This window comes from Martelella lutilitoris, from assembly GCF_016598595.1.
In the GTDB taxonomy this organism is placed as follows: domain Bacteria; phylum Pseudomonadota; class Alphaproteobacteria; order Rhizobiales; family Rhizobiaceae; genus Martelella; species Martelella lutilitoris_A.
In genome coordinates, this window is the sequence record NZ_CP066786.1 from 4339866 (window position 1) to 4365261 (window position 25396).

A 25396-nucleotide genomic window follows, 5' to 3' on the forward strand; every position below is an offset into this window, starting at 1 on the left:
TCCGCCGTCTCGCAATTTCTAGCATTTGTTGGAAAAAAACTGGAACAAATTGTGGCAGGACCAACCAAAACGGGCGATCAATCCCATCAAATCGAATTTGCAGATTTCCGGTTGCAGCCGGTTAACAGCCTGAGAATCCTTCATAATCCTGAAATTGTTCATTTCGGTAATTTTCTTTAATCGATTAAATACATGATATTATTATATTTTGTCAGATTCTCTGTTGTCTGATGCGAACTAATTTAATATGTTTTTAAAAAAATTAGATTTCGTTTAGAGAGGCATTTCGCATGGTGGAGCATGGAATCTACAATCGTCGTTTTCCGGTTGAGGCTGCAGGGCTGAAGGACCTGGCGGGCGTCTACTACAATCTGATGCCGTCGGAGCTTTGCGAGCTGGCGCTTCGCCGCAGCGAGGCCGTGCTGACGGCGGACGGCGCGCTCAGGGCGCTGACGGGCCTGCACACCGGCCGCTCTGCCAAGGACAAATTCGTCGTCTGCGATGACAAGACCAGAGACCAGATCTGGTGGGACAACAACAAGGCGATGTCGCCGGAGCATTTCGCCCTCCTCAAGGAAGACATGCTCGCCCATGCGGCCGGCAAGGAACTGTTCGTGCAGGATCTGGTCGGCGGCGCGGATGCCGAAAACCGCCTGCCGACGCGCGTCATCACCGAATATGCCTGGCACGCCCAGTTCATCCGCAATCTGCTAATCCGCCCGGAGCGCGACGCGCTGGAGGATTTCGAGGCGAAACTGACCATCATCAACCTGCCCTCCTTCGTTGCCGATCCGAAGCGCTATAATTGCCGCACGGAAACGGTGATCGCCTGCGACCTGGAGAACGGGCTGGTGCTGATCGGCGGTACATCCTATGCGGGTGAAATGAAGAAGTCGGTGTTCACCGCCCTCAACTATCTTCTGCCCTCGCGCGGCGTGATGCCGATGCACTGCTCGGCCAATGTCGGCGATGCGGGTGATGCCGCCGTGTTCTTCGGCCTGTCGGGCACCGGCAAGACCACGCTTTCGGCGGACCCGTCGCGCACGCTGATCGGCGATGACGAGCATGGCTGGGGCGAAAACGGCCTGTTCAATTTCGAGGGCGGCTGCTACGCCAAGACCATCCGCCTTTCGGCGGAGGCCGAACCGGAAATCTACGCCACGACCAGGCGTTTCGGCACGGTGCTGGAAAATGTCGTGCTCGACGCCAACCGCAAGCCCGACTTCGACGACGGATCGCTGACGGAGAACACCCGCTGCGCCTATCCGCTGGACTATATTCCCAATGCCTCGCGCACTGGACTTGCGCCGCATCCGAAGACGATCATCATGCTGACGGCCGATGCCTTCGGCGTGTTGCCGCCGATTGCCAAGCTGACGCCCGACCAGGCCATGTATCACTTCCTCTCCGGCTACACCGCCAAGGTGGCGGGCACGGAAAAGGGCGTGACCGAGCCCGAAGCGACGTTCTCGACCTGCTTCGGCGCGCCCTTCATGCCGCGCCACCCGACCGAATACGGCAATCTGCTGAAGTCGCTGATCGCAAAGCACGGCGTGCAGTGCTGGCTGGTCAACACCGGCTGGACCGGCGGCGCCTATGGCGCGGGTTCGCGCATGCCGATCCGCCAGACCCGTGCCATGCTGGCCGAGGCGCTTGCCGGAAGGCTTGCCGGCGCGGAATTCAGGGTGGATCCGAATTTCGGCTTCGAGGTTCCGGTCGCCGTTCCCGGCGTCGACGCGGCGATCCTCAACCCGCGCGGCACCTGGGCCGATGCGGCCGCCTATGACGCGCAGGCGGCGAAACTTGTCGATATGTTCGTCGCCAATTTCGCCAAATTCGAGGATCATGTGGATGCCAACGTGAAAGCCGCTGCCCCGGGCCTTCTGGCGGCAGCCTGAGTTATACGCAGGAGGAGCGCGGGAAATGCCCGGTCGCCGTCAGGCGCCGGGCGTTTCTTTTTTGGCGGGCCGCCGCCGGATTTACCAGGCGAGTTCCACATGCGGGCGGCCGTCCGACGTTTTCGCCGGCGATCGGCCGGTCTCATCAACGGTGCAGTTGATGCGGCTCCGGAAGGCGGAGAAACTGTCGAAGGTGACGACATCGACGGGCGCGTCGAATTTCAGCGTCAGGCGATAATGCCCCGGCTTGCCGGCAAAGGCGCTGACGGAAATGATCTCCGCATCGAAGGCGTGACCGAGATAGGTTCCCGAAACGCGGGCCCCAAGCATCCACGGATTGAGCGGCGGGCGATTGCCGATCCTGGCATGCAGCGTGTTCCAGTCGCGAAAGCCGTATTGAACGGCAATCAGTTCCAGCGCGCGGGAATGCGTAATTGTCTCGCCTGTGCGGTTCATATGGGCGCGCAGACGCTTTGCCTGATCCTTGAGGGTTTCAAGCGAGGGCAATGGTGAATTGGACACTGTGGGCATGGCGAAGTTTTCCCTTCGCATTCGCCTGTAAAGTGTTTCGGTGCCCGCATTGCCGGAACCGCGAATGCGCAAGGTTTTCGAAACATCGCTCATCGGTTCGATGGGGAACTTCACCATGGTTCTGGAGAAAACCGCGGGCGGCCGGCGTCCCTTGCCGTGGCCGTTCAATAGGCCGCATTTCCGTCGGCGTCAAGCAGAAGCCCCGTCTCGCCGGGCATTGCGGCCTTGAAGGGCAGGCTGCGGCGTGGGATAAGGCGGGCATGGCATCGCGCGACCTTACCATCAATGATCAGATCACCATTTCCGGCTGGGAGCTGACGGAGCAGTTTGTGCTTTCCGGCGGGCCCGGCGGGCAGAACGTCAACAAGGTGGCGACCGCCGTGCAGCTGTTCTTCCCTCTCGCCGCCTCCCCTTCCTTGCCCGAACGCGTGAAACGCAATGCGATGCGCCTCGGCGGCCGCAAGGTTTCCAAGGAGGGCGTGCTGCTGATCGAGGCCAATGGCCACCGCAGCCAGGAGCGCAACCGCGAGGAGGCGCGCGAAAAGCTGAAGGAACTGATCCTCGCCGCCGCCGCGCCGCCGCCGCCGCGCCGACGCAAGACCAAGCCGACGCGCGGATCAATCGAACGGCGGCTGAAGGAAAAGGCCGGGCGTGCGACAATCAAGAAGATGCGCGGCAAGCCCGCCTCCGACGAGTAAGCCATGAGCGCTGACAAACCCGTCCTCCCCGAGGGCTTTCGCTATCTGCCGGACTATCTCGACCGCGCCGCTCAGGAGGCGGTGGTCGAGGATATCCGCGCCGTTGTGGCAGAAGCGCCGCTCTATGTGCCGACCATGCCGCGCACGGGAAAGCCGATGTCCGTGCGCATGACCAATTGCGGCCCGCTCGGCTGGGTCACCGACAAGGAACGCGGCTATCGCTATCAGGCAACCCATCCCGCAACGGGAAAACCCTGGCCCGATATGCCCGAACGGCTCGCAGCGCTCTGGCGCGACCTTGCGGAATATCCCGAACCGCCGGAAGCCTGCCTGATCAATTTCTACGATGACGCGGCGAAGATGGGCATGCACCAGGACAGCGACGAGGCGGATTTCTCAGCCCCCGTGCTTTCCATCTCGCTCGGCGATACCTGCCTTTTTCGCGTGGGCGGCACCGACCGCAAGGACAAGGCCCAATCGCTGAAGCTTGCAAGCGGCGACATCGTGCTGCTTTCCGGCAAAAGCCGCCTTGCCTATCATGGGGTGACGCGGACCTATCCCGGCACCTCGACATTGCTGAAGCACGGCGGACGGATCAATCTGACGCTGCGACGGGTAAGCTCTCCACCTCTATAGCGTCCTCCTCGGGCTCGACCCGAGGAACCAGACCCCGTTTCCGCAAGAATGGCATTGGTTATGGTCTTCAGCCGTTGCGATACGCGCCGCAAGGACCTTTGACGCTTCTCGTGACAGCTGTGATTGGACCCTCTGGTCGAGCCCGAGGGTGACGCAAAAGGCGTGGGCCTTGACTAACAGGCGCAGCCCTCAAAAAGGCTCTGTACCACATCCGGTGCAGGCGCGCTCACAGCTTCCTCAGCGCCACCGTTTCCACTAGGTGATCCCGGCCTTTGCGCAGGATCAGGTCGGCGCGGGGGCGGGTGGGGAGGATGTTGTCCTCGAGATTCCTGAGGTTGATATTGTTCCAGAGGTCTTCCGCCGTCGACAGCGCATCCTTTTCCGAAAGCTGGGCGTAGCGATGGAAATAGGAGGCGGGGTCCTGGAAAGCAGTGTTGCGGAGCTTCTTGAAGCGCTCGATATACCAGTGGTGGATCAGCGAGACATCGGCGTCGATATAGATCGAGAAGTCGAAGAAGTCGGACACCATCGGCACCATGCGCCCGCCGGCGGGCAGGCTGCGCGCCTGCAGCACGTTGATCCCCTCGAAGATCAGGATATCCGGCCGGTCGACGGTCACGTAGGCGTCCGGCATCACGTCATAGCTCAGGTGCGAGTAAAGCGGCGCCTTCACATTCGGCATGCCGGCCTTTATGGCGGAGAGAAACCTGAGGATCGCCGCCGTGTCGAAACTCTCGGGAAAGCCCTTGCGGCGCATCAGCCCTTCCATTTCCAGAACCGCATTGGGAAACAGGAAACCGTCGGAGGTGACGAGATCGACCTTGGGGCTCGATGGCCAGCGCGCGAGCAGTTGTTTCAGAAGACGCGCGGTGGTGGACTTGCCGACCGCGACCGGACCGGCGACGCCGATGATGAAGGGCGTCTTGCTGTCCTGCTTGCCGAAGCTCAGGAAACGGCTGCGCTGGCGAAACAGCATCTGCGAGCTTTCCACATGGGTGGAGAGCAGCCGCGACAACGAGAGATAGATGCGGCGCACTTCCTCAAGCTCGATCGGGTCGTTGAGCGAACGCAGCTTGCGCACTTCTTCCGCCGTCAACGTCAGCGGCGTATCGGCGCGAAAGCGTGACCATTCTTCCGCAGAGAAAAAGCGATAGGGCGAGACCGGATCGGTCAGCGCCTCGCCGGCATTGTCCTGCAGAAACGTGTCCTCGAACTCCTGGATCATGAAGGCGCGCGCCCCGCCTTTTCGGCAAGGCCGGACTGACCCGTGCGCCGCGCCAGCTCGTCCATCACCGCGGCAAGCGGAATATCGGCGATCTTCAGCACCACGAGGAGGTGATAGAGCAGGTCGGCGCTCTCGCTGGTCAGGTTCTCCCGATCCTCGGCGATGGCCGCGATAACGGTCTCGACCGCTTCTTCGCCCAGCTTCTTGGCGGCCCTGCTCTGTCCCTTGGAAACGAGCTTCGCCGTCCAGCTTTCCTCCGGCGAGGCCTTGGCGCGCTCGGCGACGATCGCCTCGAGATCGGCGAGTGTGAATTCCGACATATCCTTCCTCCCCGCCTCAGTCGAGACGCATGGCGATGCCGTGATCAGCCATATACTGTTTTGCCTCGCCGATGGAATAGGTACCAAAGTGGAAGATCGAGGCGGCCAGCACGGCCGTCGCGCGGCCCTCGCGAATGCCCTCGACCATGTGATCGAGATTGCCGACGCCGCCCGAGGCGATGACGGGAACCGAAACCGCATCGGCGATTGCCCGCGTCAGCTCCAGATCGAAGCCGGCCTTGGTGCCGTCACGGTCCATCGAGGTCAGCAGGATTTCGCCCGCGCCGCGCGCAACGACCTTTTTCGCAAACGCCACGACGTCGATGCCGGTCGGCTGGCGTCCGCCATGGGTATAGATTTCCCAGTTGCTTTCGCCCTCCATCGGGACTTCGGTCCGGCGCTTGGCGTCGATCGCCACCACGATGCACTGATTGCCGAACTTGTCGGCCGCCTCGGCGACGAAATCCGGGTTCTTCACCGCCGCCGAGTTGATCGACACCTTGTCTGCGCCACACAGCAGAAGCTTGCGGATGTCGGCCACCGTGCGCACCCCGCCGCCAACGGTGAGCGGCATGAAGCAGTGTTCGGCCGTGCGCGTCACCACATCGAAGATCGTCTCGCGATTGTCGGAGGTGGCGGTGATGTCGAGAAAGCAGAGTTCGTCCGCGCCCGCAGCGTCATAGGCGCGCGCCGCCTCCACCGGATCGCCGGCATCGATCAGGTCGACAAAGTTCACCCCCTTGACGACGCGACCGTCCTTGACGTCGAGACAGGGGATTACGCGGGCTTTGAGTGTCATGATTGCACGCCTTTCAGCATCTCAAGCGCCTCGGCCGGATCGATGCGGCCATCATAAAGCGCTCGACCGGAGATTGCGCCTTCCAGGATCTGGGCGTCGGGCCTGGTCATGCGGGTGATGTCGTCCATCGAGGCGAGGCCGCCGGAGGCGATGACCGGGATGTTGACGGCGGCGGCAAGCGAAAGCGTTGAGTCCCAGTTGATGCCGGTCAGCACCCCGTCGCGGTCAATATCGGTATAGATGATCGCGGCAACGCCGGCGCCCTCGAAACGCTTGGCAAGCTCGACCACCTCGAGCTCGGACGCTTCCGCCCAGCCCTCGACCGCCACCTTGCCGCCGCGCGCATCGATGCCGACGGCGATCTTGCCGGGGAAAGCCTTGCAGGCCGCCTTCACCAGTTCGGGATCGCGCACGGCAACGGTGCCGAGAATGACGCGGGCCAAACCCTTTGTGAGCCAGTTTTCGATATGGTCGAGCGAGCGGATGCCGCCACCGAGCTGCACCGGTTTTTTCGTCGCCTTCAGGATGGCGTCAACCGCCTCGCCGTTGACGCTTTCACCGGCAAAGGCGCCATTCAGATCCACCACATGCAGATGGGTAAAGCCCTGGTCTTCAAAGGCTTTCGCCTGGGCGGCAGGATCGGGATTGTAGATCGTCGCCTGCTCCATATCGCCGAGCTTGAGGCGCACGCACTGGCCGTCTTTCAGGTCGATGGCGGGAAATAGGATCATTTAGGGTCTTTCAACGCGATTTACTGTGCAGGAAACAAGGCGTCGAGGACGGGCGAACCCGAAACCTTGGCTGCAATAAGAACAAGGGCAATAATGCCGGCAGAAATAAAGCTTGCGACGATCCCGGTCCAGACCTGAGACCAAAAACTGCTCTTTCGCGTGATCGCGGCTTCGATTGCCTGGGCCTGGCGCAGGGTCTCGCCGCTCAGGGCGATTTCCCGGATCTGTTGTTCGCTTGCGTCGACATAAACCTGCGCATAATTGCTCAGCAGGTCCTCTGCCCTGTCCCGCAGCGTTCTGCGCATATCGGAGGTGAGATAATTTTCAGTTATGGTCGCAAGCGCTTTGTCGTCGGGGCGTTCATTGTTGTGACGGGCACGATAGCCGATAATCCATTCTCGTTTCTGGCGCTTGTAGAGTGCGTAGGCCAAGAGGCCGACCAGATCGACATCGGTCTCATCCAGTTCGATGACATAGCTTTCAAAAACTTCGTTGTAATCTTTCGCGGAGACGCCGGAAGCGGAAGTCATCCCGTCAGCGTCCTGCGCGCCAGGCGGCATTAGCCCTGCTTTCTGAAAGCGCGCGCGGCGTTTTCCAGAGCGCGCTGGTGGACGGATTCATCGACGCGCCGGATAATCGTGCCATCCGGCAGCCGGACGTCCGAAAAAGTAGCCTGTCCCGGTTTGGAGGGACGCAGCGAGTAAACGACCTTGTCTTTCTTGCCCTGCTTCTGCAGTGTCGTCATTGTAGGAACTCCCGTTCAGGTCTCAATATAGGTGCAATTTTCACCTATGGGAATCCCTACGGCGTCCACGTCAGAAAATTGGCGATCAGCTTCAGGCCGAGCGTCTGGCTCTTTTCCGGGTGGAATTGCGAGCCGGCCTTGTTGCCGTCGGCGACGAAGGCGGTGACGGGGCCGCCGTAATCGGTGGTGGCGATTACCTGTTCCGGCCTTTTGGCGGCCAGGTGATAGGAATGGACGAAATAGGCGTGCAAGCCCTCTTCGCCGGTCGGGATGCCGTCGAAGAGCGGATGCGGCGTGTTCAGCGTCAGCGTGTTCCAGCCGATCTGCGGGATCTTGAGGTCAGGATCGGCGGGTGTGATTTCGGTCACGTCGCCGGCAATCCAGCCGAAACCTTGCGAGACGGTCTTTTCCAGGCCGCGCTCGGACATGAGCTGCATGCCGACGCAAATGCCGAGGAAGGGGCGGGCCTTGTCCTCGGCCACCTCGCGGATCGCCTCGACCATGCCGGGCACGACGTCCAGCCCGGCTCGGCAATCGGCATAGGCGCCAACGCCCGGCAGCACGATGCGGTCGGCCGCAGCCACGATCTCGGCCTTGTCGGTGAGGATGATCTCGGCATCGAGACCTTCCTCGCGCGCGGCCCGCTCGAAGGCCTTGGTGGCCGAGCGCAGATTGCCCGAGCCGTAATCGATTATCGCTACTTTCATCATCGTCATCTTGCAGAATAGGTGTCCATCAGGCCGATGCCGGATGGCATCGCTGCGCGAGTGCCGGCGGGGCCGGAGGTGAATTCGGTGAAAACGGGCTTCTCGCTCCGGCCGGCAAAATAGATCGCTTCCGCCGTTTCGATATCGGGCGCAACCACCACGTCGTCAGCTATGAAGCCACGCCGTTCCATGGCGAGCGCCTTCCATTCGCGTCCCTCGAACCCGATCAGCAGGTTGAGCGCGAGGGAGGCGGCGCTTGCACCAAGCGAAAGCGGTTCGAAATAGCCGGCAAGGGCCAGCGCGATCGAAAGCGCCAGCGTGATGAAACCCGCCAGCCAGGCCCGGTTCGCCAGAAGCCAGAACGGGCCGAACAGAAAGGCGAGCCAGGCGAAGCGGTCGCGGATGAAGCGGACCTTTTCCGGATCATTCTCGCCGGGCGGGATCAGAACGAGGTAACTTCCCATCTGGCCTCCTTCAGGCGAGCATGCCCTTTGTCGAGGGCACACGGCCCTGTTGGCGTGGATCGATCTCGGCGGCGGCGCGCAGCGCGCGGGCCACGGCCTTGAAGCAGGTTTCAGCGATATGGTGGCTGTTGGCGCCGTAATGGTTCATCACATGCAGCGTGATGCCGGCGTTCTGGGCGAATGCGTGGAAGAATTCGCGCACCAGTTCGGTGTCGAACGTGCCGATCTTTTCCGACGGGAAGGCGACATTCCAGACCAGAAACGGCCGGCCGGAAAGGTCGAGCGCGGCCTTGGTCATGGTTTCGTCCATGGCAAGGTCGATCGAGGCATAGCGCGTCACCCCGGCGCGGTCGCCAAGCGCCTTTGCCAGCGCCTGGCCGATGGCGATGCCGACGTCTTCCACCGTGTGATGATCATCGATATGCAGGTCGCCCTTCGCCTCGATCGTCATGTCGATCAGCGAATGGCGGGAAAGCTGGTCGAGCATGTGGTCGAAAAAGCCGATCCCCGTCGAAATCCGCGCCTCGCCCGTGCCGTCGATATTGACGGAAACGGAAATGGCGGTTTCCTTGGTCTTGCGCGCAATCTCCGCGCGGCGGGCTTCGCTTTCGGCTGCCATTCTCTTCGTCTCTCTCCATCACATGCCGGTATCGCCGTTTCTTAACAGGCAGGCCCGGCAAGCGCAAAAGAAAAGCGGGAACATCGGGTCGGGCAGGGATACCGGTCTTGACGTTTTCAAGGTCGTCGCGTGGTTTTTCACAGACGACCGGCATTCGCCGTCGCTTGCGCCTTTCAATGCGGAACGTTCTCGGCTACAGCCTGACAGGTGAATGCCTCCGGAAAGTCTCCCCTCATGTCAGCTCCAGCCCGCCCCTCGCTCATCTATTTCCTTGCCGCCTTTGCGGCCGGCTGCATCATGGCCGTGATGACCCACCTGAACGCGGTCGTCGCGCTCTATGGCTCGCCCATGTACGCCTCCTGGGCCGGCCACGGCTGCGGCACGCTGGCGGCCATCGCCATTCTCGTCTTCCTCCGGTTCCGCAAATCCGGAGCGGTTGAGAGCGGCCCGAAAGCCGAGAAAATCCGCGTGCCCTGGTGGGGCTATCTCGGCGGCGTCTCTGGTGCTGCCACCGTCGTTGCCGCATCGCTCGCGGTCAATTCGCCCCTGGCGCTGTCGGGCGCGATCGCGCTCGGCCTTGGCGGCCAGGTGCTGTTTTCGCTCGCTGCCGACCAGTGGGGCCTGTTCGGCCTTCCCGCGCGCCGCCTCGACCTCAGGGACCTTGCGGCCGTCGTATTCATTCTGGCGGGCAGCGTTCTCGTCATCATGTCAGGGGGAGCACAGGCATGATCCTTCCGATCCTCTTTGCCGTTGCCGCCGGCGTTCTCGTCGGCATCAGCCGTCAGGTCAACGGGCGTCTCAGCGTCTCCACCTCGCCGATGGTGTCCTCCTTCTACAATCACATTGTCGGCTTCATCACCGTCAGCGTGGTCGCCGTCATCATCGGCGGGCTGATCCCGCCAACGGTTTCGGAGGTCCCGCTCTACGGTTATCTCGCCGGTCCCGTCGGCGTCATCTTCGTCGCGGCCGGCTCATGGGTCATTCCGAAGATCGGCGCGGTCAACACCGCGGTGCTGATCATCGGCGGCCAGATGTGCATGAGCGCGCTCATGGATGTGGTCGAGGGCGTCGAGGGCCAGCCGCTTCTGAGGCTTGCCGGACTGGCGCTCATTCTCGTCGGCATGATCATCGCCCAGAGCCGCAAGAAACCGCAAGTCGCAAGCTAAGGCAGGCCTCACGGATTGCAAATGTGGCACGGCTGCCTACATAGGGAGCCGGACAGGTTTCGCGCGCCTTTTTGCGAAGCCGGAAACGAGGTGACTATCATGAGCGAACACAACCCCTTCGGCACCATGCACGCCACCACCATCATCACCGTGCGCAAGGACGGCAAGGTGGTGATGGCCGGCGACGGTCAGGTCTCGCTCGGCCAGACGGTGATGAAGGGCAATGCCCGCAAGGTGCGCCGCATCGGCAAGGGCAATGTCATTGCCGGTTTTGCCGGCGCCACCGCCGACGCCTTCACCCTGCTGGAGCGGCTGGAGCGCAAGCTGGAGCAATATCCCGACCAGCTGATGCGCGCCTGCGTCGAGCTTGCCAAGGACTGGCGCACGGACAAGTATCTGCGCAATCTCGAAGCCATGATGCTGGTCGCCGACAAGGACATTACCCTTGCTGTCACCGGCAATGGTGATGTGCTGGAACCCGAACACGGCGTTATGGCCATCGGCTCGGGCGGCAATTACGCCTATGCGGCGGCCTGGGCGCTGATGGACAGCGACAAGCCCGCCGATATCGTCGCCCGCCGCGCCATGGAGATCGCCTCGGAAATCTGCGTCTACACCAACGGCAACATCATCGTGGAAACGCTGGATGCCGCATGACGGGACCATAAGTTTCAGGCCGCTTGGCGAAGGCGACCTTGAACTGATGGCCCGCTGGCTGCGGTTGCCGCATGTCGCCATGTGGTGGCAAAGGGCGGAGAGACAGGTCGAGCAGATGCGTTCGCACCTTGAAGATCCGACGGTTTCCCCCTTTGTCGTTTTGCTGGACGATGTGCCGTTTGGCTATATCCAGCTCTGTGATCTCGACGGCGAGCGCGAAAAGGAGCCCGCCCTTGCCGGCCAGCCCGCCGGCACATTCGGGATCGACCAGTTTATCGGCCCGGCCGAAATGATCGGCAGGGGGCTCGGCACGAGGCTCGTCTCCGCCATGGCGGAGCGGGCACTGAGCAAAGACGCCAAGCGCGTCCTCGTCGATCCGCACCCCGACAATGCGGCGGCGATCCGCGCCTATGAGAAGGCCGGCTTTGTCCGGCTCGGTACCTTCAGCATGACAAGCGGTCCGGCGCTGCTGATGGCCCGCGACCCTTGAGGAGCAGTAACAGATGACCAATTTTTCCCCCCGCGAGATCGTCTCCGAGCTCGACCGTCACATCATCGGCCAGCACGACGCCAAGCGCGCGGTTGCCATCGCGCTCAGGAACCGCTGGCGCCGCCAGCAGCTTCCCGACGATCTGCGCGACGAGGTGATGCCGAAGAACATCCTGATGATCGGTCCGACCGGCGTCGGCAAGACCGAGATTTCACGCCGCCTCGCCAAGCTTGCAGGCGCGCCCTTCATCAAGGTCGAGGCCACCAAGTTCACCGAGGTCGGTTATGTCGGCCGCGATGTCGAGCAGATCATTCGCGACCTTGTCGAGCTCGGTCTTGTTCTGGTGCGCGAGAAGAAGCGCCAGGAAGTCCAGGCCAAGGCCCACGCCAATGCCGAGGAACGCGTGCTGGATGCGCTGGTTGGCAAGACCGCCTCGCCCGCGACCCGCGACAGCTTTCGAAAGAAACTGCGCGCCGGCGAGCTGGACGACAAGGAAATCGACATCGAGATCGCCGACACCGCTTCGGGCATGCCGGGGCTGGAAATTCCGGGCATGCCGGGCGCCAATATCGGCGTTCTGAACCTGTCGGAAATGTTCGGAAAGGGCATGGGCGGCAAGACCAAGAAGGTCCGCACCTCGGTCAAGGCTTCCTATGAGGACCTGATCCGCGACGAGAGCGACAAGCTTCTGGATGACGAAGTGATCCAGCGCGAGGCGCTGCGGCTGGTTCAGGAGGACGGCATCGTCTTCCTCGACGAGATCGACAAGATCGCCGCCGGCGACGGGCGCATGGGGGCCGGCGTCTCCCGCGAGGGCGTGCAGCGCGACCTGCTGCCGCTGGTCGAGGGCACGACGGTCGCCACCAAATACGGGCCGATCAAGACGGATCATATCCTGTTCATCGCCTCGGGCGCCTTCCATGTCTCCAAGCCATCCGATCTTCTGCCGGAGCTTCAGGGCCGTCTGCCGATCCGCGTCGAGCTGCAGGCGCTGACCAAGGAGGACTTCCGCCGCATCCTGACAGAAACCGAGGCGAGCCTGATCCGACAGTATCGGGCGCTGATGGAAACGGAGGAGTTGAAGCTCGACTTCACCGAGGATGCGATCGACGCTCTGGCCGATGTCGCCGTGCATTTGAACGCAACGGTCGAAAATATCGGCGCGCGCCGGCTGCAGACGGTGATGGAGCGGGTTCTGGACGAGATCTCGTTCACCGCGCCCGACCAGTCCGGCCAGGAAATCATGATCGATTCCGATTACGTCCGCGAGCATGTCGGCGATCTGGCCAACGACACGGACCTGTCGCGCTACATTCTCTAGGATCTGTTAACCCTGTTTTTTCACGTGAAACAATGAAGGCCGGCACTTGTTGCCGGATTCGGATCGCTGACGACACCCACCCAAACCGGGTCATCCTCGGGCTTGACCCGAGGATCCAGGCCGCCCGATGAAAGGTTTCAGAAGGCTATTGAGATCAATGTGTTAGGTCGCCTGGATGCTCGGATCAAGTCCGAGCATGACACCTGTGGGTAGGTAGGACCGGATTATTACCGGAAGGTTTTAAGCTTCGTCAGCAGTCTGAAGGCCAGCACCCGGTGCCGGCCTTTCTGCTTTCTCTGGGTCTTGCGTCCGAGCGGTCTCTAGCTGGTGCGGCTGGCGAGCTGGGTGCTGAGCCCCTTCTTCAGGCTCGGCACCGCGACGATATAGTCGACCTCGTTTTCGCGATAGGCTTTCAGGAACTTGTAATAGTCCTTGAACACCAGGCAGCCATGGGAATCGCCTGGCGTGCGCAGCATGTAGGTATGGGCGAGAATGCCGGTGCGCCCGAGCGGATGCGTGCCATCCACCGATGTCATGCGCAGCGCAGGAACGCCGTGGAACAATGACTCCCGCATCGACAGCCTGTAGGTGGCCGCCGGAACGGCGCCGGCCATCTTCACATGGGTGTGGTTGGGATCGTCGCGATACTTGCCGCGGCCGGAATGAGCCTCCATCACCTCGCCGTCTGGCATGTAGACCTTGCCTGCGGAAATGTCGTAGACCGCGACCTTCGATGTCCGCTCCGGCACTTCGCCGAAAATGCCGTCAAGGCCGTCATGACCGAAATCGGCATAGGCGAGCGTCAGGCCGGCGGGGCGTTTCTCCGGCGTCGGCACCTCGCCAGGCGCCAGGCGTGAATCGTCGGCGCCCTGCAGCACGAGTTCAAAGGCGCTGCTGGCGCCGTCTTCCTCAGGGCCGCTCGGCGAGACGGCGGCAAGCGCGGTGCTTGCCGGAATGGAAGCAGGGCCTTGGGTCCGTGTCGGCATGTTGGGCGTCAGTTCCGGCGGAACGCCGGCAAGGGCGATCTCGCTTCCGGCATTGTCGGCAATCTGTTCGGCAACCATCCTTCGCTGCAGGTCGGTGAGCGCCGTCCGGCCACTGCTCTCAAGCCTTGGCTTCAAAAAGGACAGGCGCACATCCTCAGGCTTCAGCCCCTTGGCCCGGCCCTGGCCTTCGCGGGCGGCGAGAAGCCGCGACGCCTTTGTGCTCTGGGCCCGTTCAGGCGACCTGAAGGCCGGGTTCAGCGTCAGGCCAAGCCCGCCGGCGGAAGAAAGCTGCGGTTTGGCGAGCGTTGCCGAGATGATCGGCGAGGCCGCGATCACAGCGACCGCGCCGCCTGTCACGAGCAGGAAGGCGACCGCCGTTGCAAGCCGGGTCAGACGGCTTTTCCTGGCGGCGCGGATGGACGAATTTCGATGCTTCTTCGACGTCACGAGGCACACTTCCTACGCATTACTCAAAGACGGTGTGTCTGTTTTCAGTCGGCAAAATACTGCCCGCAGGGTAAATTTTTCATTACCCGCGCCCGCTCCGCTTTCGAAGACCGGCACCGCTCCGGATCCGGGAACTACCGTCTCCCGGCGCGCGTTCAAGCATTTTCCAGATGTGTGCGGCAAAGACGCTGCGAGAAAATCCGCTGTCATGCGGTTGCCTTTCGTTCTCCGATTGGTCGCATAAGAACGCTGACGTTCGCGTCAGCTTTGTTCCACTGGTGCCGGTATTTGCAAAAAAGGGGCAAAATACGGCCGCGGGACAAAAAGGCCCAAAGCCCGGGCGACGGAGGAAGAAGCGCTGCCGGCCCCCCCCCCCGAAATTCGGTCTGCCTGAGACGCCTCGAGGCTTGCGGCAGCTTCCGTTTGCGTTCAATATCCGCCCGACCGGCTTGAAGCTGGCCAATTTCAGACCGCTTTTTGCATAACAAACCGCGGACCGATTTGACAAGTTCTGCCTGTCTTCCGCCGGAAGGCAGCGCCTTTATCGATTTTCGGCCACGAGGCCCCGACTTGGTTGAGAATTTTCATCTCTACGCCACGCTGGCAATTATCGCCGGAACCATCTTTCTCTACGCGCTTGACCGGATACCGGTCGAGAGCATCTCGCTTGGCGCGATCACGCTTCTTCTCGTGCTGTTCGGCACCTTTCCTTTCACGCCGGAGGGCAGCGAGACGGTCACGGTCGACGCGCTTCTGTCCGGTTTCGCCTCGCCGGCGCTGATCACGGTCCTGGCGCTGCTGATCGTCGGCAAGGGGCTTTTCGCCACGGATGCGCTGGAAGGGGTCACCAACCGGATTGGCCGGATTTACGGCGGCAATCCGCGGCTGTCGATCGCCATCATTCTCGTGGTCGCCGGCGTCACGTCGGCCTTCCTGAACAATACGCCCGTGGTGGTCATCTTCATTCCAGTGCTGACCTCGCTTGCCGCCCGTTTCCGCCTGCCGGCCTATCAGATCTTCATGCCGCTCTCCTTCATCACCATTCTCGGCGGCATGACGACGATGATCGGCTCGTCGACGAACCTGATTGCCGCCGGAATGGCAGCCAAGGAGGGTCTGGAGATCGGCTTTTTCGAGATCACCGGCATGGGCATGATTCTTGCCGGCATCGGCTATCTCTACGTGTTGTTCGTCCTGCCGCGCATCCTCGGCAGCGAGCGCTCCGAGCAGAAGTCGGGTCCGGAAAGTTCCGGCACGCAGTTTCTCGGCGAGATCGTGCTGCAACCGTCCAGCCGCTTTGTCGGCGACAGCCCGCGTTCGGGCTTTTTTCCCAATCTGGCTCCGATGTCTCTGCATGCGGTGATCCGCGAAGGCACGGTCCTGCTGCCGCCCTATGATGACGACCTGGCACTGCGCGAGGGCGACCGGCTGCAGATGACCGGCGCCCGCAAATCCTTCATGGACATGCTGGCCAAAGGCGAGATCAGCCTTGCCGAGCCACCGGACGGCACGATCCCGGCCACGGAAACCAAGGTCGGTCCGCATTATCACCTGGCAGAGGCGGTGATCGCGCCCGGCTCCCTGTTCGAGGGACGCACGGTGCGCTTCAGCGGCATCCAGCAGCGTTTCGACGTCACCGTTTTCGGCGTCCGGCGCAAAAGCCGCATGGCGCGCGCGCCGCTTGCCCAGCTCAGGTTCGAGGCCGGAGACACGCTCCTCGTCGGCGGCAATGAAGACAACATCATGTCAATGCGGGGCAATCATGACCTGCTCTTGCTGGAACATTCTGCCGAAAGCGTGCCGCCGCGCGACAAGGCGCTGATCGCAAGCTTTCTGTTTGCGGCAATCGTCATCTTCTCGGCCACCGGGCTTTCGCCCATGGTGGTCAATTCGGTTGCCGGCGCATTGCTGATGATCGTCTTCGGCTGCCTTACCTTCCAGCAGGCGGCCCGCGCCTTCGACCGGCAGATATTCCTGCTCGTGGGCGCTTCGATCGCCATGGCCACCGCGCTCGAGGCGACGGGCGGGGCACAGCTGATCGCAGAGGGCATTGTCGGCCTCGGCGGGGGCGCCTCGGCGCCGATCATTCTGGCGTTGCTCTTCGTCGGCGTGGCATTGCTGACGAATGTGCTCTCAAACAATGCGGCAGCCGCACTCTTCATTCCCATTGCGCTCGACATGGCAAACCGCATCGGCGCGCCGCCGGAAGTCTTCGCGGCGGCCGTCATCTATGCAGCGAACTGCTCGTTTGCAACACCGATCGCCTATCAGACCAATCTGATGGTCATGGGTCCGGGCCACTACGGCTTCGGCGATTTCCTGCGCGCCGGCCTGCCGCTGATCGGCGTCATCACCGTCGCCTTCTCGCTTCTGGCGCCATGGTATTACGGGCTCTGACACACCGGTGCGTCAGTTCATGCTGGTCCAGTCGGCGGACCTGCAGATCAGCTTGCCGAGGACGCAACCGCGCGTGCGCATGGCCGCGCCCTCCAGCGAGATCTCCATGGAATAGGTCATGCCGCGCCTGACATCGCGGGCCTTGCCCTCGTAGCGGCTCTGCGAAACAGGCTCGACGTCCATGATCAGCTTGTCGCCGACCCTCTCATGGCGCGTTCCGGGCTTGACCCAGATATTGGTGGCGCAAAGGTCCTCGCCGCAGCGGTCAACGCGCACCTGCGCCTTGCCGTCGCCGCGCGCCCAGACGCCCATGAGCTCGGAAGCTTCGGCAAGACAGGGCAAAGCCGCCATCGGAAGGGCAAACAATAGTCCGGTTCTGCTGGTCACTTTTGTTCTCCTCACATAACGCTATGAAGAGATACGGAAGAGCGGGCGGATTGGTTCAGTCGCCTGCGTTCCTATAGTCGAGGCCGATGTCGAGAACCGGCGCGGAATGGGTGAGCCAGCCGATGGAGATGAGGTCGACACCGGCTTCGGCGACAGCGCCCGCCGTTTCCGGCGTGATGCCGCCGGAGGCTTCCGTCACCGCCCGTCCGCTGACGATAGCAACCGCCCGCCTGAGCGTTTCAGGCGTCATGTTGTCGAGCAGCACGGCATCGACGCCCACATCCATCGCCTGTTCCAGCTGATCGAGCGTATCGACCTCCACCTCGATCTTCACCATATGCCCGGCGTTTTCCTTGGCGCGGAGAATGGCGGTCCTTATGTCGCCGGCAATGGCGATGTGATTGTCCTTGATCAGCACGGCATCGGCCAGCGAGAAGCGGTGATTGCCGCCGCCGCCTGCCTTGACCGCGTATTTCTCCAGCGCCCTCAGCCCCGGCGTTGTCTTGCGGGTGCAGACAATGCTGGCGCCGGTGCCGGTAACGGCATCGACAATGCCGCGCGTGACGGTGGCGATGCCGGAAAGATGGCCGAGAAAATTGAGCGCCGTGCGCTCGCCGGTCAAAAGCGCCCGCGACGGCCCGGTGACGGTCGCGATCGCCGCGCCGGCTGCGACTTTTTCACCGTCTCCTACATGGCGCGCCATGCGGATTTCCGGGTCGATGAGTGCAAAGGCGAGCGCCGCGGCATCGAGCCCGGCAATCGCGCCCTCCCTGCGCGCGGCCATCACCACCGTTGAGCGATGGTCCGCGGGAATGACGGCATTCGCCGTGATGTCGCCGGCAAGGCCGAGGTCTTCCTCCAGCGCGCGGCGCACAGCGGGTTCGATGATCAGGCGGGGAAGCGGTGCCAACATGTCAGGCGCTCCTTCGGCATGGGGTGTGGCAAAGCGCGTGCGCCGCGTCGAGAATCTGCGGCAGCGTCATGACCTGCCGTTCGGGCTGCGGCCGCTTCAGCGGGAAATCGCTGCGGGCATGGCCGCCGCGCGACTCCTCCCGCCGATGGGCGAAGACGGCGATCGAAAGCGCGACCAGCGCCGGATCGGAGGCGGCCTCTTCCGCCTCGACCCGCGGCAGCAGGGCTTCCACGGCCCGGGCGAGCCCCTCTCCCGTGCGCAACACGCCGAGCGTCTGCGAAACGATCTCCCGCACGACGCCGATCTCGGCCGGCATGGAAAGGTTGGCCGAAGGCAACGGCCGGCCCGATGCCTCTGGCAGGCGCGAGATATCGCGGGCGGCGGCAAGGCCGCACACGGCGGCTTCCAACAGCGAGTTGCTGGCAAGCCGGTTGGCGCCGTGAAGCCCGGTGGCAGCGCATTCGCCGACAGCCCAGAGGCCGGTCATGCTCGAGCGTGCGCGCTGATCGACGGCGATGCCGCCCATGGCATAGTGTTCGGCCGGGCGCACGGGAATGAGCTCTTCAGCCGGATTGAGGCCGGCTTTGGCGCAGATTGCCGAAATCGCCGGAAACCGGGCGGCAAAGCCACGTCCGAGCGCCTGTCTGGCGTCAAGATACACCCGGCCGCCGCGCCCGATCTCGGCGGCGATGGCGCGGGCGACTACGTCGCGCGGCGCAAGCTCGGCGCCAGGCGTCGCCGCGAGAAAACGCTCGCCCTTCTCGTTGACCAGCACGGCGCCCTCGCCGCGCACCGCCTCGCTGATCAGCGGCAGCGGGCGCAGATCGGCGGCAAGGGCCGTCGGGTGGAACTGGATGAATTCCATATCGGCAAGGGCGGCGCCGGCGCGGGCGGCCAGCATCACGCCCTGACCGAAATTGCCGGGCGGATTGGTGGAAATCTCATAGAGCCCGCCAAGTCCGCCGGTGGCGATCACCACCCGGCTTGCCGGAATGGTCAGCGTTTCGCCGTTCCGCGCCGCAACGAGGCCGCAGACCGCGCCGTCGGCGACAATCAGCCGCCGCACCTCGGTATCGGCCATGACGGTCACGGATGGCGTTTCCGCAACGGCCTTGGTCAGTGCGGCGATGACGGCAGCGCCCGTCGCATCGCCGCCGGCATGCAGGATGCGCCGACGCGCATGGGCCGCTTCCAGGCCGAAGGCGAGCCGGCCATCGGCATCACGGTCGAAGACAACGCCATGGCGCTCGAGAAAACCGATGGCCTCGGGCGCAGCGGCAAGGATCGCGTGAGCCGCCGCCCGGTCGCAAAGCCCGTCGCCTGCGGCAAGCGTGTCCTCAAGATGAAGCGCGGCGCTGTCATCATCGCCAAGGGCTGCGGCAATGCCGCCCTGGGCCCAGCCGGTGGAGGTTTCGCCGCCGGGCGTCGCCTTCGTCACCAGAGCCACCGGACGCGGCGCCAGGGCGAGAGCCGTCACCAGCCCGCCAATGCCCGAACCGATGACGACGACGGGCGCGCTCATACCGCGAGCATCCGTTCGACAGCGCGCCGCGCATCGGCGGCGATCGCCGGGTCGACTGTGACTTCGTGGCGGTTTTCTTCCAGAGCAGCGCGGATATTGGCAAGCGAGATGCGCTTCATGTGCGGACAGAGATTGCAGGGCCGGACAAAATCGACATCGGGATGCTGGACGGAAACATTGTCGCTCATCGAGCATTCTGTCAGCAGCACCACGCGGCCGGGCTTCGCCAAACCGACATAATCCGACATGCCGGCGGTCGAACCGGAGAAATCGGCCTCGGCAACGACATCGGGCGGGCATTCGGGATGGGCGATGATGGTCACGCCCGGCCAGGCGGCGCGCATCTCGCGCACATCGTCCGTGGTGAAAAGCTCGTGCACCTCGCAATGCCCGTGCCAGGCGATCAGCTCGACATCGGTCTCGCGCGCGATGTTCTTGGCGAGATATTCATCCGGCAGCATCAGCACCTTCGGCACGCCGAGGGATTCCACCACCTTTTTCGCGTTGCCGGAGGTGCAGCAGATGTCCGACACGGCTTTGACGGCGGCCGACGTGTTCACATAGGTGACCACCGGCACGCCGGGATGGGCCTGACGCAGAAGCGCGATGTCCTCCGGCGTGATCGAATCCGCGAGCGAGCAGCCGGCGCGCAGATCGGGGATCAGCACCGTCTTTTCCGGGTTCAGCAGCTTGGCGGTCTCGGCCATGAAATGCACGCCGGCCAGCACGATCACATCGGCCTCGACCTTGGTCGCCTCGCGCGCCAGCGCCAGGCTGTCGCCGACGATATCCGCCACGCCATGGAAAATCTCCGGCGTCTGGTAGTTATGCGCCAGAATGACGGCGTTTTTTTCCTTTTTGAGGCGCAGGATGGCGTCGATATCGTTCTCGAAGGAAAGCCATTCCGCTTTCGGCACGACATGGGCGACGCGGTCATAGAGCGCGGCGGCAGAGAGGGGAGCATTCATCGACACGTCCTCCTGATGGGGGGCAGGTTGCCCAGTTTGTCGATCCATTAATACTCAATTAGAGTATATCTATGCTGGAGTCATAGTCGCATGTCGTCGCAATGTCAAATTCGGTGTCCGGGACATGCTTCGACGAAGCTGTGGGTGACGGTCGGACTACATCCGCGCAACGGGAAGCCTCGAGCCGGATAGCGCTCGTTCCTCGCGCACGGCGTGGCGGTAGCGGAAGAGCTTGGCCGGGCGGCCGCCGGTTCCGGCGGTCGTCTCGCCCGTCTCCTCAATCAGCCGCTGCTGGTCGATCTGGCGGCGGAAATTCGACTTGTGGAGCGTCAGCCCCGCGAGCGCCTCGACGCCCTTTTGCAGCTGAAGAAGGGTGAAGCATTCTGGCATCAGCTCGAAGATTACCGGCCGGTATTTGATCTTGGCGCGCAGCCGGGCAATGCCGGTGGCAAGGATGCGCCGGTGGTCGGCGGCCATCGGTCTTCCGAACCAGAAGGCCGGCGCAAGGCCCGCCTCGGCGATCAGTCCGGCCTCATACATCAGCTCGTAGCGCTGCAGCACCAGTTCCTCGTTCCAGGCCATGCCGTTGAGCCCGAAGGCGAAGTCCAGCCGGTGGCTGCGCGCGGCCCGGCCGGGCCGTTCGCTCATCGCCCACTGGCCGAGCATGTCCGTCACCTGTTCAAGGATTTCCGGCCTGCCGGCGCGCAGGTCCTCCCAGGGAAAATAGGCGTACCAATCCTTCCACAGCGGTCCGCCGCTTCCCGGCGGCGGCTGTTCGCGCACCAGACCCAGATAGCTGATCGAGATCGTCCGGTGGTCGCCGGGATCGAAACCGCGATCACGGTCGGCGAAGGTGTAGAGCTGTTCGAGATAGCCGACAGGATGGCCCGTCTGGCTTTCCACCCAGGCGCGCAGTCCGGCCTGCAGGCTGCTGTGCGCGCTTTCAAAGGGTCCGGAGGGCAGGGCCTTTCCCATCGCGACCGTCATCACCCGCGGCGCGTCGTCGGTCAGCGCGGTCAGAACGGCAATCAGTTCGGGATGGGCAAGGGCCTCGGTCACGGGCGCTCCGCTGGTTGGGCTTCATCCATGGGCCTAACACCGAATGGCGGCATCGCCAAGCCAGGCGTCAGATGCAGATTGCCGCAAGACGGGGCCGCACACGCTCGTCAATCGTATCCAGCACCTCTGCCGGAAACCATCTTGCATCATGCACCTCATCCGGGTCCGGCGACAGCGTGCCCGAGACCCGCGCCGCAAAGCGGATGTCGAGATGATAGTGCTCGGGCTCGCGCTTCTTCGGGTTTTCGGGAATGCGGTGCAGGTCGATGCTGACCGGGTCGGCCTCGGGCGGAAGCGCGGCGACCAGTCCCGTCTCTTCCGCGCATTCGCGACATGCGGCCTGACGAACGGTTTCGCCCGCATCCACATGGCCGCCCGGCTGAAACCATTTGCCTGTTGCCTTGTGGTGGATGAGCGCAGTCTGCGCAAGATCGTCCGACAGCGCGAAAAGCGATGCCGTGACGTGAACAGGGTAAACGTCGCGCCTTGTATAGTCCTGCGGACCTCTGATAAAATCGGAGTAGAATGACAGCCAACGCGCGTCATAGCGGTCAACCAAGCGGCTAACTTCCTGGTTCAAGGTCACGTTTTGCGGTCCTTTTGAATAACAAACGTCAATTTGTTGCATGACGGAACGGTTTTCTGCCGCCACCGCGGAAAGCAATCATCCTAAAGAGAGAAACCGCAGCGAGGAAACAGAATTGCGCCGGAGCCGCCTTATTTTTATGAAAACGAGACTTCGGTGAATTTAAAAGCTTTTTCAGGTGTTTGACGATTGTTCAAATCGCCGGGGCACAAGCTTTTTGATTGCATGGTCAAAAAAAAACGATAGTCTCGCCATCAGTGTGGCAGCCGTTGTTGGGAACGGGGCCACGCGCTTGACTTTCGTGCGCGCCAGGGCAACTGCAACGATGCCGGCTGACGCCCGATACGGCTTTGATCCGTCGCGGCTGACATGTTTTCTGGCGGCGGCGCGGGTTTCACGGAGGATCCGGTTTCATGAAAACCGGTCCGATGACCAACAAGGGGAAAATGATGAAAAAACTGAAGGCTTTGGCGCTCGCCACGAGCTTCTTCGTCGCGCTTGGCGGTGCGGCCAGCGCGAAGACTCTTGTCTATTGTTCGGAAGGTTCGCCCGAGGGCTTTGATCCGGCGCCTTATACGTCCGGCACGACCTTCGACGCTGCCTCGCGCACCGTCTACAACCGTCTTGCCGAATTCAAGCACGGCTCCACCGAAGTCGAGCCGGGCCTTGCCGAGAGCTGGGACGTTTCCGATGACGGACTGGAATACACATTCCACCTGCGACCGGGCGTCAAGTTCCAGACCACCGATTATTTCACGCCGACGCGCGAGATGAATGCCGACGACGTCATCTTCTCGTTCATGCGCCAGATGGACGAGCAGAGCCCCTGGTATCAGTATGCGCCGGGCATTTCCTGGGAATATTTCAACGGCATGTCGATGCCGGACCTGATCGAAAGCATCGAAAAGGTCGATGACATGACGGTCAAGTTCGTGCTCACGCGTCCCGAGGCGCCGATGATCGCCAACCTTGCCATGGACTTCGCCTCGATCGTCTCCAAGGAATATGCCGATCAGCTCGCAGAAGCCGGCACGATGGAGCAGTTCAACCAGAAGCCGGTCGGGACGGGTCCGTTCACCTTCGTGAACTACCAGCAGGATGCCGTCATCCGCTACAAGGCCAATCCGGACTACTTCAAGGGCCAGGAAGAAATCGACAACCTGATCTTCGCGATCACCACCGATGCCGCCGTGCGCCGCCAGAAGCTCGAAGCCGGCGAATGCCACATCATGCCCTATCCGTCGCCTGCCGATCTCGAGGCTCTGGAAGCCAATGACGATCTGACCGTCATGGAAAAGGAAGGCCTGAACGTCGGCTACCTCGCCTACAACACCAAGGTCGCCCCCTTCGACAATCCGAAGGTCCGGAAGGCCCTGAACATGGCAATCGACAAGCAGGCCATTCTGGAATCGGTCTTCCAGGGCGCCGGCGAAGTGGCCAAGAACCCGATCCCGCCGACCATGTGGTCCTATAACGATGCCGTTGAGGACGACCCCTACGATCCGGAAGGCGCAAAGGCCATGCTGGAAGCAGAAGGCGTGACCGATCTTTCGATGAAGATCTGGGCGATGCCGGTACAGCGTCCGTATAACCCGAACGCGCGCCGCATGGCCGAGCTGATGCAGGCCGACCTGGCGGAAGTCGGCGTGGACGCCGAAGTCGTTTCCTATGAATGGGGCGAATATCTGGCCCGTTCGTCGGCTGAAGATCGTGACGGCGCCGTGCTTCTCGGCTGGACCGGCGACAACGGCGACCCGGACAACTTCCTCGCCGTCCTGCTCGGCTGCGACGCTGTCGGCGGCTCCAACCGCGCGCAGTGGTGCTACCAGCCCTTCGAGGACCTGATCCAGAAGGCCAAGGTCACCTCCGACACCGAGGAGCGCACCGCGCTTTATGAAGAGGCCCAGGTCGTCTTCAAGGAACAGGCACCGTGGAACACGATCGCCCATTCCAAGGTGTTCATGCCGATGTCGACCGCCGTCGAAGGCTTCGTCATGGATCCGCTGGGTTACCACCGCTTCGACGATGTGACCATCAACGAATAAGAATAAACGTTCAAGCTTGGGGGCCGGTCAAACCCGGCCCCTTCGCAATCAAGGCGTCATCGCGTTATGCTCAGATTTCTCTTCAGCAAGCTGCTGCTGATCGTCCCGACCTTTATCGGGATCACCATTGTTGCCTTCGGTTTTGTGCGCGTGCTGCCCGGCGATCCCGTCCTGCTTCTGGCCGGTGAACGCGGCATGGACCCCGACCGTTACCAGGCGCTTCTTCATCAATTCGGCTATGACCGACCGATCGTCGTCCAGTATCTCGACTATGTCTGGGGCCTGCTGCACGGCGATTTCGGCATTTCGATCTCGACCAAGCAGCCGGTGTTCCAGGAATTCCTGAACCTGTTTCCGGCGACCGCGGAGCTCGCCATCTGCGCCATGCTGCTGGCCATCATCATCGGCATTCCCGCCGGCATCCTCTCTGCCGTCAAGCGCGGTTCGGTGTTCGATCAGGCAACCATGGGCATTGCGCTCACCGGTTATTCCATGCCGATCTTCTGGTGGGGCCTGCTGCTGATCATTCTGTTTTCCGGCATTCTCGGCTGGACGCCGGTCTCCGGCCGGATCTCGCTTCTCTACTATTTCCCTTCGGTGACCGGCTTCATGACGATCGACTCGCTGCTTTCGGGCGAAAAAGGCGCGTTTACCTCCGCGCTCTCGCATCTGATCCTGCCGTCAATCGTGCTGGCCACCATTCCGCTCGCCGTCATCGCGCGGCAGACGCGCTCGGCCATGCTGGAAGTGCTCGGCGAGGACTATGTGCGTACGGCGCGCGCCAAGGGGCTTTCGGCAAAGCGCGTCATCGGCGTTCATGCGCTCAGAAACGCGATGATCCCGGTCATCACCACGATCGGTCTGCAGATCGGCATGCTGATGGCCGGCGCGATCCTGACGGAGACGATCTTCTCCTGGCCGGGCATCGGCAAGTGGATGATCGATTCGATCTCCCGGCGCGACTATCCGGTCGTGCAAGGCGGGCTGGTGCTGATTGCCGCCCTCGTCATGTTCGTCAATCTCGTGGTCGACCTGCTCTACGGTCTGATCAACCCCCGTATCCGTCACCAGTAGGAGCT

The 25396-nt window shown here is 62.5% G+C and carries 28 protein-coding genes; 11 read left to right on the plus strand and 17 right to left on the minus strand.

Annotated elements, in window-relative coordinates:
* The first annotated feature begins 290 nt into the window (after positions 1 to 290).
* A complete protein-coding gene (locus tag JET14_RS20480) occupies positions 291 to 1898 on the plus strand; it encodes a phosphoenolpyruvate carboxykinase (RefSeq protein WP_200336100.1) in 1608 nt (535 codons plus the stop codon).
* Positions 1899 to 1979: 81 nt separating this feature from the next.
* Here the strand turns inward: JET14_RS20480 and JET14_RS20485 are convergent, their stop codons facing one another.
* Positions 1980 to 2429, minus strand: coding sequence for a glyoxalase superfamily protein (locus JET14_RS20485; RefSeq protein ID WP_200336101.1), 450 nt, complete (start codon positions 2427 to 2429; stop codon positions 1980 to 1982).
* 260 nt (positions 2430 to 2689) lie between these two features.
* Here JET14_RS20485 and arfB point away from each other — a divergent pair, with 260 nt between their 5' ends.
* Both arfB and JET14_RS20495 read left to right on the plus strand, forming a co-directional pair.
* Positions 2690 to 3127 carry an alternative ribosome rescue aminoacyl-tRNA hydrolase ArfB gene (gene arfB / locus JET14_RS20490; RefSeq protein ID WP_200336102.1) on the plus strand — a complete coding sequence of 146 codons (438 nt, stop codon included), beginning with the start codon at positions 2690 to 2692 and terminating at the stop codon, positions 3125 to 3127.
* Positions 3128 to 3130: 3 nt separating this feature from the next.
* Positions 3131 to 3763: an alpha-ketoglutarate-dependent dioxygenase AlkB family protein gene (locus tag JET14_RS20495; protein ID WP_200336104.1), complete on the plus strand. Its 633-nt coding sequence runs from the start codon at positions 3131 to 3133 to the stop codon at positions 3761 to 3763.
* 226 nt (positions 3764 to 3989) lie between these two features.
* Here JET14_RS20495 and coaA read toward each other — a convergent pair whose 3' ends face one another.
* From coaA to hisB, 9 genes are read right to left on the minus strand one after another with little or no spacing between them, the layout of a single operon-like run.
* Positions 3990 to 4988, minus strand: coding sequence for a type I pantothenate kinase (gene coaA, locus JET14_RS20500; RefSeq protein ID WP_200336106.1), 999 nt, complete (start codon positions 4986 to 4988; stop codon positions 3990 to 3992).
* Positions 4985 to 5308, minus strand: a complete 324-nt coding sequence (locus JET14_RS20505) for a phosphoribosyl-ATP diphosphatase (protein WP_200336107.1) — start codon at positions 5306 to 5308, stop codon at positions 4985 to 4987. The genes coaA and JET14_RS20505 overlap by 4 nt, the downstream gene beginning before the upstream one ends.
* 16 nt (positions 5309 to 5324) lie before the next feature.
* Positions 5325 to 6107 (minus strand): imidazole glycerol phosphate synthase subunit HisF, encoded by a 783-nt coding sequence (gene hisF, locus JET14_RS20510; protein ID WP_200336108.1) that lies wholly within the window; start codon positions 6105 to 6107, stop codon positions 5325 to 5327.
* Positions 6104 to 6838 (minus strand): 1-(5-phosphoribosyl)-5-[(5-phosphoribosylamino)methylideneamino]imidazole-4-carboxamide isomerase, encoded by a 735-nt coding sequence (hisA, locus tag JET14_RS20515; protein WP_200336110.1) that lies wholly within the window; start codon positions 6836 to 6838, stop codon positions 6104 to 6106. Before hisA ends, hisF begins: the two co-directional genes overlap by 4 nt.
* Before the next feature lie 20 nt (positions 6839 to 6858).
* The gene (locus JET14_RS20520; protein WP_200336112.1) at positions 6859 to 7368 is read right to left on the minus strand and encodes a hypothetical protein; all 510 of its coding nucleotides are present in this window, start codon (positions 7366 to 7368) and stop codon (positions 6859 to 6861) included.
* 29 nt (positions 7369 to 7397) lie between these two features.
* On the minus strand, positions 7398 to 7583 hold the full coding sequence (locus tag JET14_RS20525) for a hypothetical protein (protein ID WP_200336114.1): 186 nt from the start codon (positions 7581 to 7583) through the stop codon (positions 7398 to 7400).
* 56 nt (positions 7584 to 7639) lie between these two features.
* The gene (gene hisH, locus JET14_RS20530) at positions 7640 to 8290 is read right to left on the minus strand and encodes an imidazole glycerol phosphate synthase subunit HisH (RefSeq protein WP_200336116.1); all 651 of its coding nucleotides are present in this window, start codon (positions 8288 to 8290) and stop codon (positions 7640 to 7642) included.
* A gap of 5 nt (positions 8291 to 8295) precedes the next feature.
* Complete coding sequence (locus tag JET14_RS20535) at positions 8296 to 8754, minus strand: DUF2628 domain-containing protein (RefSeq protein WP_200336118.1); 459 nt, start codon at positions 8752 to 8754, stop codon at positions 8296 to 8298.
* Between the two features lie 10 nt (positions 8755 to 8764).
* Positions 8765 to 9373, minus strand: coding sequence for an imidazoleglycerol-phosphate dehydratase HisB (gene hisB / locus JET14_RS20540; protein ID WP_200336120.1), 609 nt, complete (start codon positions 9371 to 9373; stop codon positions 8765 to 8767).
* Between the two features lie 234 nt (positions 9374 to 9607).
* Here hisB and JET14_RS20545 point away from each other — a divergent pair, with 234 nt between their 5' ends.
* From JET14_RS20545 to hslU, 5 genes are all read left to right on the plus strand, one after another.
* On the plus strand, positions 9608 to 10102 hold the full coding sequence (locus JET14_RS20545; protein WP_200336121.1) for a DMT family transporter: 495 nt from the start codon (positions 9608 to 9610) through the stop codon (positions 10100 to 10102).
* Positions 10099 to 10539, plus strand: a complete 441-nt coding sequence (locus tag JET14_RS20550) for a DMT family transporter (RefSeq protein WP_200336122.1) — start codon at positions 10099 to 10101, stop codon at positions 10537 to 10539. The genes JET14_RS20545 and JET14_RS20550 overlap by 4 nt, the downstream gene beginning before the upstream one ends.
* A 99-nt stretch (positions 10540 to 10638) precedes the next feature.
* Positions 10639 to 11196, plus strand: a complete 558-nt coding sequence (hslV, locus tag JET14_RS20555) for an ATP-dependent protease subunit HslV (protein WP_200336123.1) — start codon at positions 10639 to 10641, stop codon at positions 11194 to 11196.
* Positions 11186 to 11686, plus strand: coding sequence for a GNAT family N-acetyltransferase (locus JET14_RS20560; protein ID WP_200336124.1), 501 nt, complete (start codon positions 11186 to 11188; stop codon positions 11684 to 11686). Before hslV ends, JET14_RS20560 begins: the two co-directional genes overlap by 11 nt.
* Before the next feature lie 13 nt (positions 11687 to 11699).
* Positions 11700 to 13007, plus strand: a complete 1308-nt coding sequence (gene hslU / locus JET14_RS20565; RefSeq protein WP_200336126.1) for an ATP-dependent protease ATPase subunit HslU — start codon at positions 11700 to 11702, stop codon at positions 13005 to 13007.
* 320 nt (positions 13008 to 13327) lie between these two features.
* Here hslU and JET14_RS20570 read toward each other — a convergent pair whose 3' ends face one another.
* Positions 13328 to 14440, minus strand: a complete 1113-nt coding sequence (locus tag JET14_RS20570) for a DUF2778 domain-containing protein (RefSeq protein ID WP_246750415.1) — start codon at positions 14438 to 14440, stop codon at positions 13328 to 13330.
* Between the two features lie 570 nt (positions 14441 to 15010).
* Between JET14_RS20570 and JET14_RS20575 the strand changes: the two genes are divergently transcribed.
* Positions 15011 to 16837, plus strand: a complete 1827-nt coding sequence (locus JET14_RS20575; RefSeq protein WP_200336127.1) for an SLC13 family permease — start codon at positions 15011 to 15013, stop codon at positions 16835 to 16837.
* 12 nt (positions 16838 to 16849) lie between these two features.
* Here JET14_RS20575 and JET14_RS20580 read toward each other — a convergent pair whose 3' ends face one another.
* From JET14_RS20580 to JET14_RS20605, 6 genes are all read right to left on the minus strand, one after another.
* The gene (locus JET14_RS20580; protein ID WP_246750417.1) at positions 16850 to 17224 is read right to left on the minus strand and encodes a DUF2147 domain-containing protein; all 375 of its coding nucleotides are present in this window, start codon (positions 17222 to 17224) and stop codon (positions 16850 to 16852) included.
* Positions 17225 to 17279: 55 nt separating this feature from the next.
* Positions 17280 to 18137 (minus strand): carboxylating nicotinate-nucleotide diphosphorylase, encoded by an 858-nt coding sequence (gene nadC, locus JET14_RS20585; protein WP_200336128.1) that lies wholly within the window; start codon positions 18135 to 18137, stop codon positions 17280 to 17282.
* Position 18138: 1 nt separating this feature from the next.
* Complete coding sequence (locus JET14_RS20590; RefSeq protein WP_200336129.1) at positions 18139 to 19659, minus strand: L-aspartate oxidase; 1521 nt, start codon at positions 19657 to 19659, stop codon at positions 18139 to 18141.
* Complete coding sequence (gene nadA, locus JET14_RS20595) at positions 19656 to 20627, minus strand: quinolinate synthase NadA (protein ID WP_200336131.1); 972 nt, start codon at positions 20625 to 20627, stop codon at positions 19656 to 19658. Before nadA ends, JET14_RS20590 begins: the two co-directional genes overlap by 4 nt.
* Positions 20628 to 20783: 156 nt before the next feature.
* Positions 20784 to 21686 carry an NUDIX hydrolase gene (locus tag JET14_RS20600; RefSeq protein WP_200336133.1) on the minus strand — a complete coding sequence of 301 codons (903 nt, stop codon included), beginning with the start codon at positions 21684 to 21686 and terminating at the stop codon, positions 20784 to 20786.
* Positions 21687 to 21753: 67 nt separating this feature from the next.
* Entirely contained in the window at positions 21754 to 22245 is a 492-nt protein-coding gene (locus tag JET14_RS20605; protein ID WP_200336135.1) for an NUDIX hydrolase, read from the minus strand.
* 476 nt (positions 22246 to 22721) lie between these two features.
* On the opposite strand from JET14_RS20605, the gene JET14_RS20610 reads away from it, so the two are divergent.
* Both JET14_RS20610 and JET14_RS20615 read left to right on the plus strand, forming a co-directional pair.
* Complete coding sequence (locus tag JET14_RS20610; protein ID WP_200336137.1) at positions 22722 to 24317, plus strand: ABC transporter substrate-binding protein; 1596 nt, start codon at positions 22722 to 22724, stop codon at positions 24315 to 24317.
* Between the two features lie 66 nt (positions 24318 to 24383).
* Positions 24384 to 25391: an ABC transporter permease subunit gene (locus JET14_RS20615; protein ID WP_200336139.1), complete on the plus strand. Its 1008-nt coding sequence runs from the start codon at positions 24384 to 24386 to the stop codon at positions 25389 to 25391.
* Positions 25392 to 25396 lie beyond the last annotated feature (5 nt).

Excerpts from the sequence above, each read along its gene's own strand:
- JET14_RS20480 (WP_200336100.1), top strand. The coding sequence starts at position 291 with ATGGTGGAGCATGGAATCTACAATCGTCGTTTTCCGGTTGAGGCTGCA.
- JET14_RS20485 (WP_200336101.1), bottom strand. The coding sequence starts at position 2,429 with ATGCCCACAGTGTCCAATTCACCATTGCCCTCGCTTGAAACCCTCAAG.
- arfB (WP_200336102.1), top strand. The coding sequence starts at position 2,690 with ATGGCATCGCGCGACCTTACCATCAATGATCAGATCACCATTTCCGGC.
- JET14_RS20495 (WP_200336104.1), top strand. The coding sequence starts at position 3,131 with ATGAGCGCTGACAAACCCGTCCTCCCCGAGGGCTTTCGCTATCTGCCG.
- coaA (WP_200336106.1), bottom strand. The coding sequence starts at position 4,988 with ATGATCCAGGAGTTCGAGGACACGTTTCTGCAGGACAATGCCGGCGAG.
- JET14_RS20505 (WP_200336107.1), bottom strand. The coding sequence starts at position 5,308 with ATGTCGGAATTCACACTCGCCGATCTCGAGGCGATCGTCGCCGAGCGC.
- hisF (WP_200336108.1), bottom strand. The coding sequence starts at position 6,107 with ATGACACTCAAAGCCCGCGTAATCCCCTGTCTCGACGTCAAGGACGGT.
- hisA (WP_200336110.1), bottom strand. The coding sequence starts at position 6,838 with ATGATCCTATTTCCCGCCATCGACCTGAAAGACGGCCAGTGCGTGCGC.
- JET14_RS20520 (WP_200336112.1), bottom strand. The coding sequence starts at position 7,368 with ATGACTTCCGCTTCCGGCGTCTCCGCGAAAGATTACAACGAAGTTTTT.
- JET14_RS20525 (WP_200336114.1), bottom strand. The coding sequence starts at position 7,583 with ATGACGACACTGCAGAAGCAGGGCAAGAAAGACAAGGTCGTTTACTCG.
- hisH (WP_200336116.1), bottom strand. The coding sequence starts at position 8,290 with ATGAAAGTAGCGATAATCGATTACGGCTCGGGCAATCTGCGCTCGGCC.
- JET14_RS20535 (WP_200336118.1), bottom strand. The coding sequence starts at position 8,754 with ATGGGAAGTTACCTCGTTCTGATCCCGCCCGGCGAGAATGATCCGGAA.
- hisB (WP_200336120.1), bottom strand. The coding sequence starts at position 9,373 with ATGGCAGCCGAAAGCGAAGCCCGCCGCGCGGAGATTGCGCGCAAGACC.
- JET14_RS20545 (WP_200336121.1), top strand. The coding sequence starts at position 9,608 with ATGTCAGCTCCAGCCCGCCCCTCGCTCATCTATTTCCTTGCCGCCTTT.
- JET14_RS20550 (WP_200336122.1), top strand. The coding sequence starts at position 10,099 with ATGATCCTTCCGATCCTCTTTGCCGTTGCCGCCGGCGTTCTCGTCGGC.
- hslV (WP_200336123.1), top strand. The coding sequence starts at position 10,639 with ATGAGCGAACACAACCCCTTCGGCACCATGCACGCCACCACCATCATC.
- JET14_RS20560 (WP_200336124.1), top strand. The coding sequence starts at position 11,186 with ATGCCGCATGACGGGACCATAAGTTTCAGGCCGCTTGGCGAAGGCGAC.
- hslU (WP_200336126.1), top strand. The coding sequence starts at position 11,700 with ATGACCAATTTTTCCCCCCGCGAGATCGTCTCCGAGCTCGACCGTCAC.
- nadC (WP_200336128.1), bottom strand. The coding sequence starts at position 18,137 with ATGTTGGCACCGCTTCCCCGCCTGATCATCGAACCCGCTGTGCGCCGC.
- JET14_RS20590 (WP_200336129.1), bottom strand. The coding sequence starts at position 19,659 with ATGAGCGCGCCCGTCGTCGTCATCGGTTCGGGCATTGGCGGGCTGGTG.
- nadA (WP_200336131.1), bottom strand. The coding sequence starts at position 20,627 with ATGAATGCTCCCCTCTCTGCCGCCGCGCTCTATGACCGCGTCGCCCAT.
- JET14_RS20610 (WP_200336137.1), top strand. The coding sequence starts at position 22,722 with ATGAAAAAACTGAAGGCTTTGGCGCTCGCCACGAGCTTCTTCGTCGCG.
- JET14_RS20615 (WP_200336139.1), top strand. The coding sequence starts at position 24,384 with ATGCTCAGATTTCTCTTCAGCAAGCTGCTGCTGATCGTCCCGACCTTT.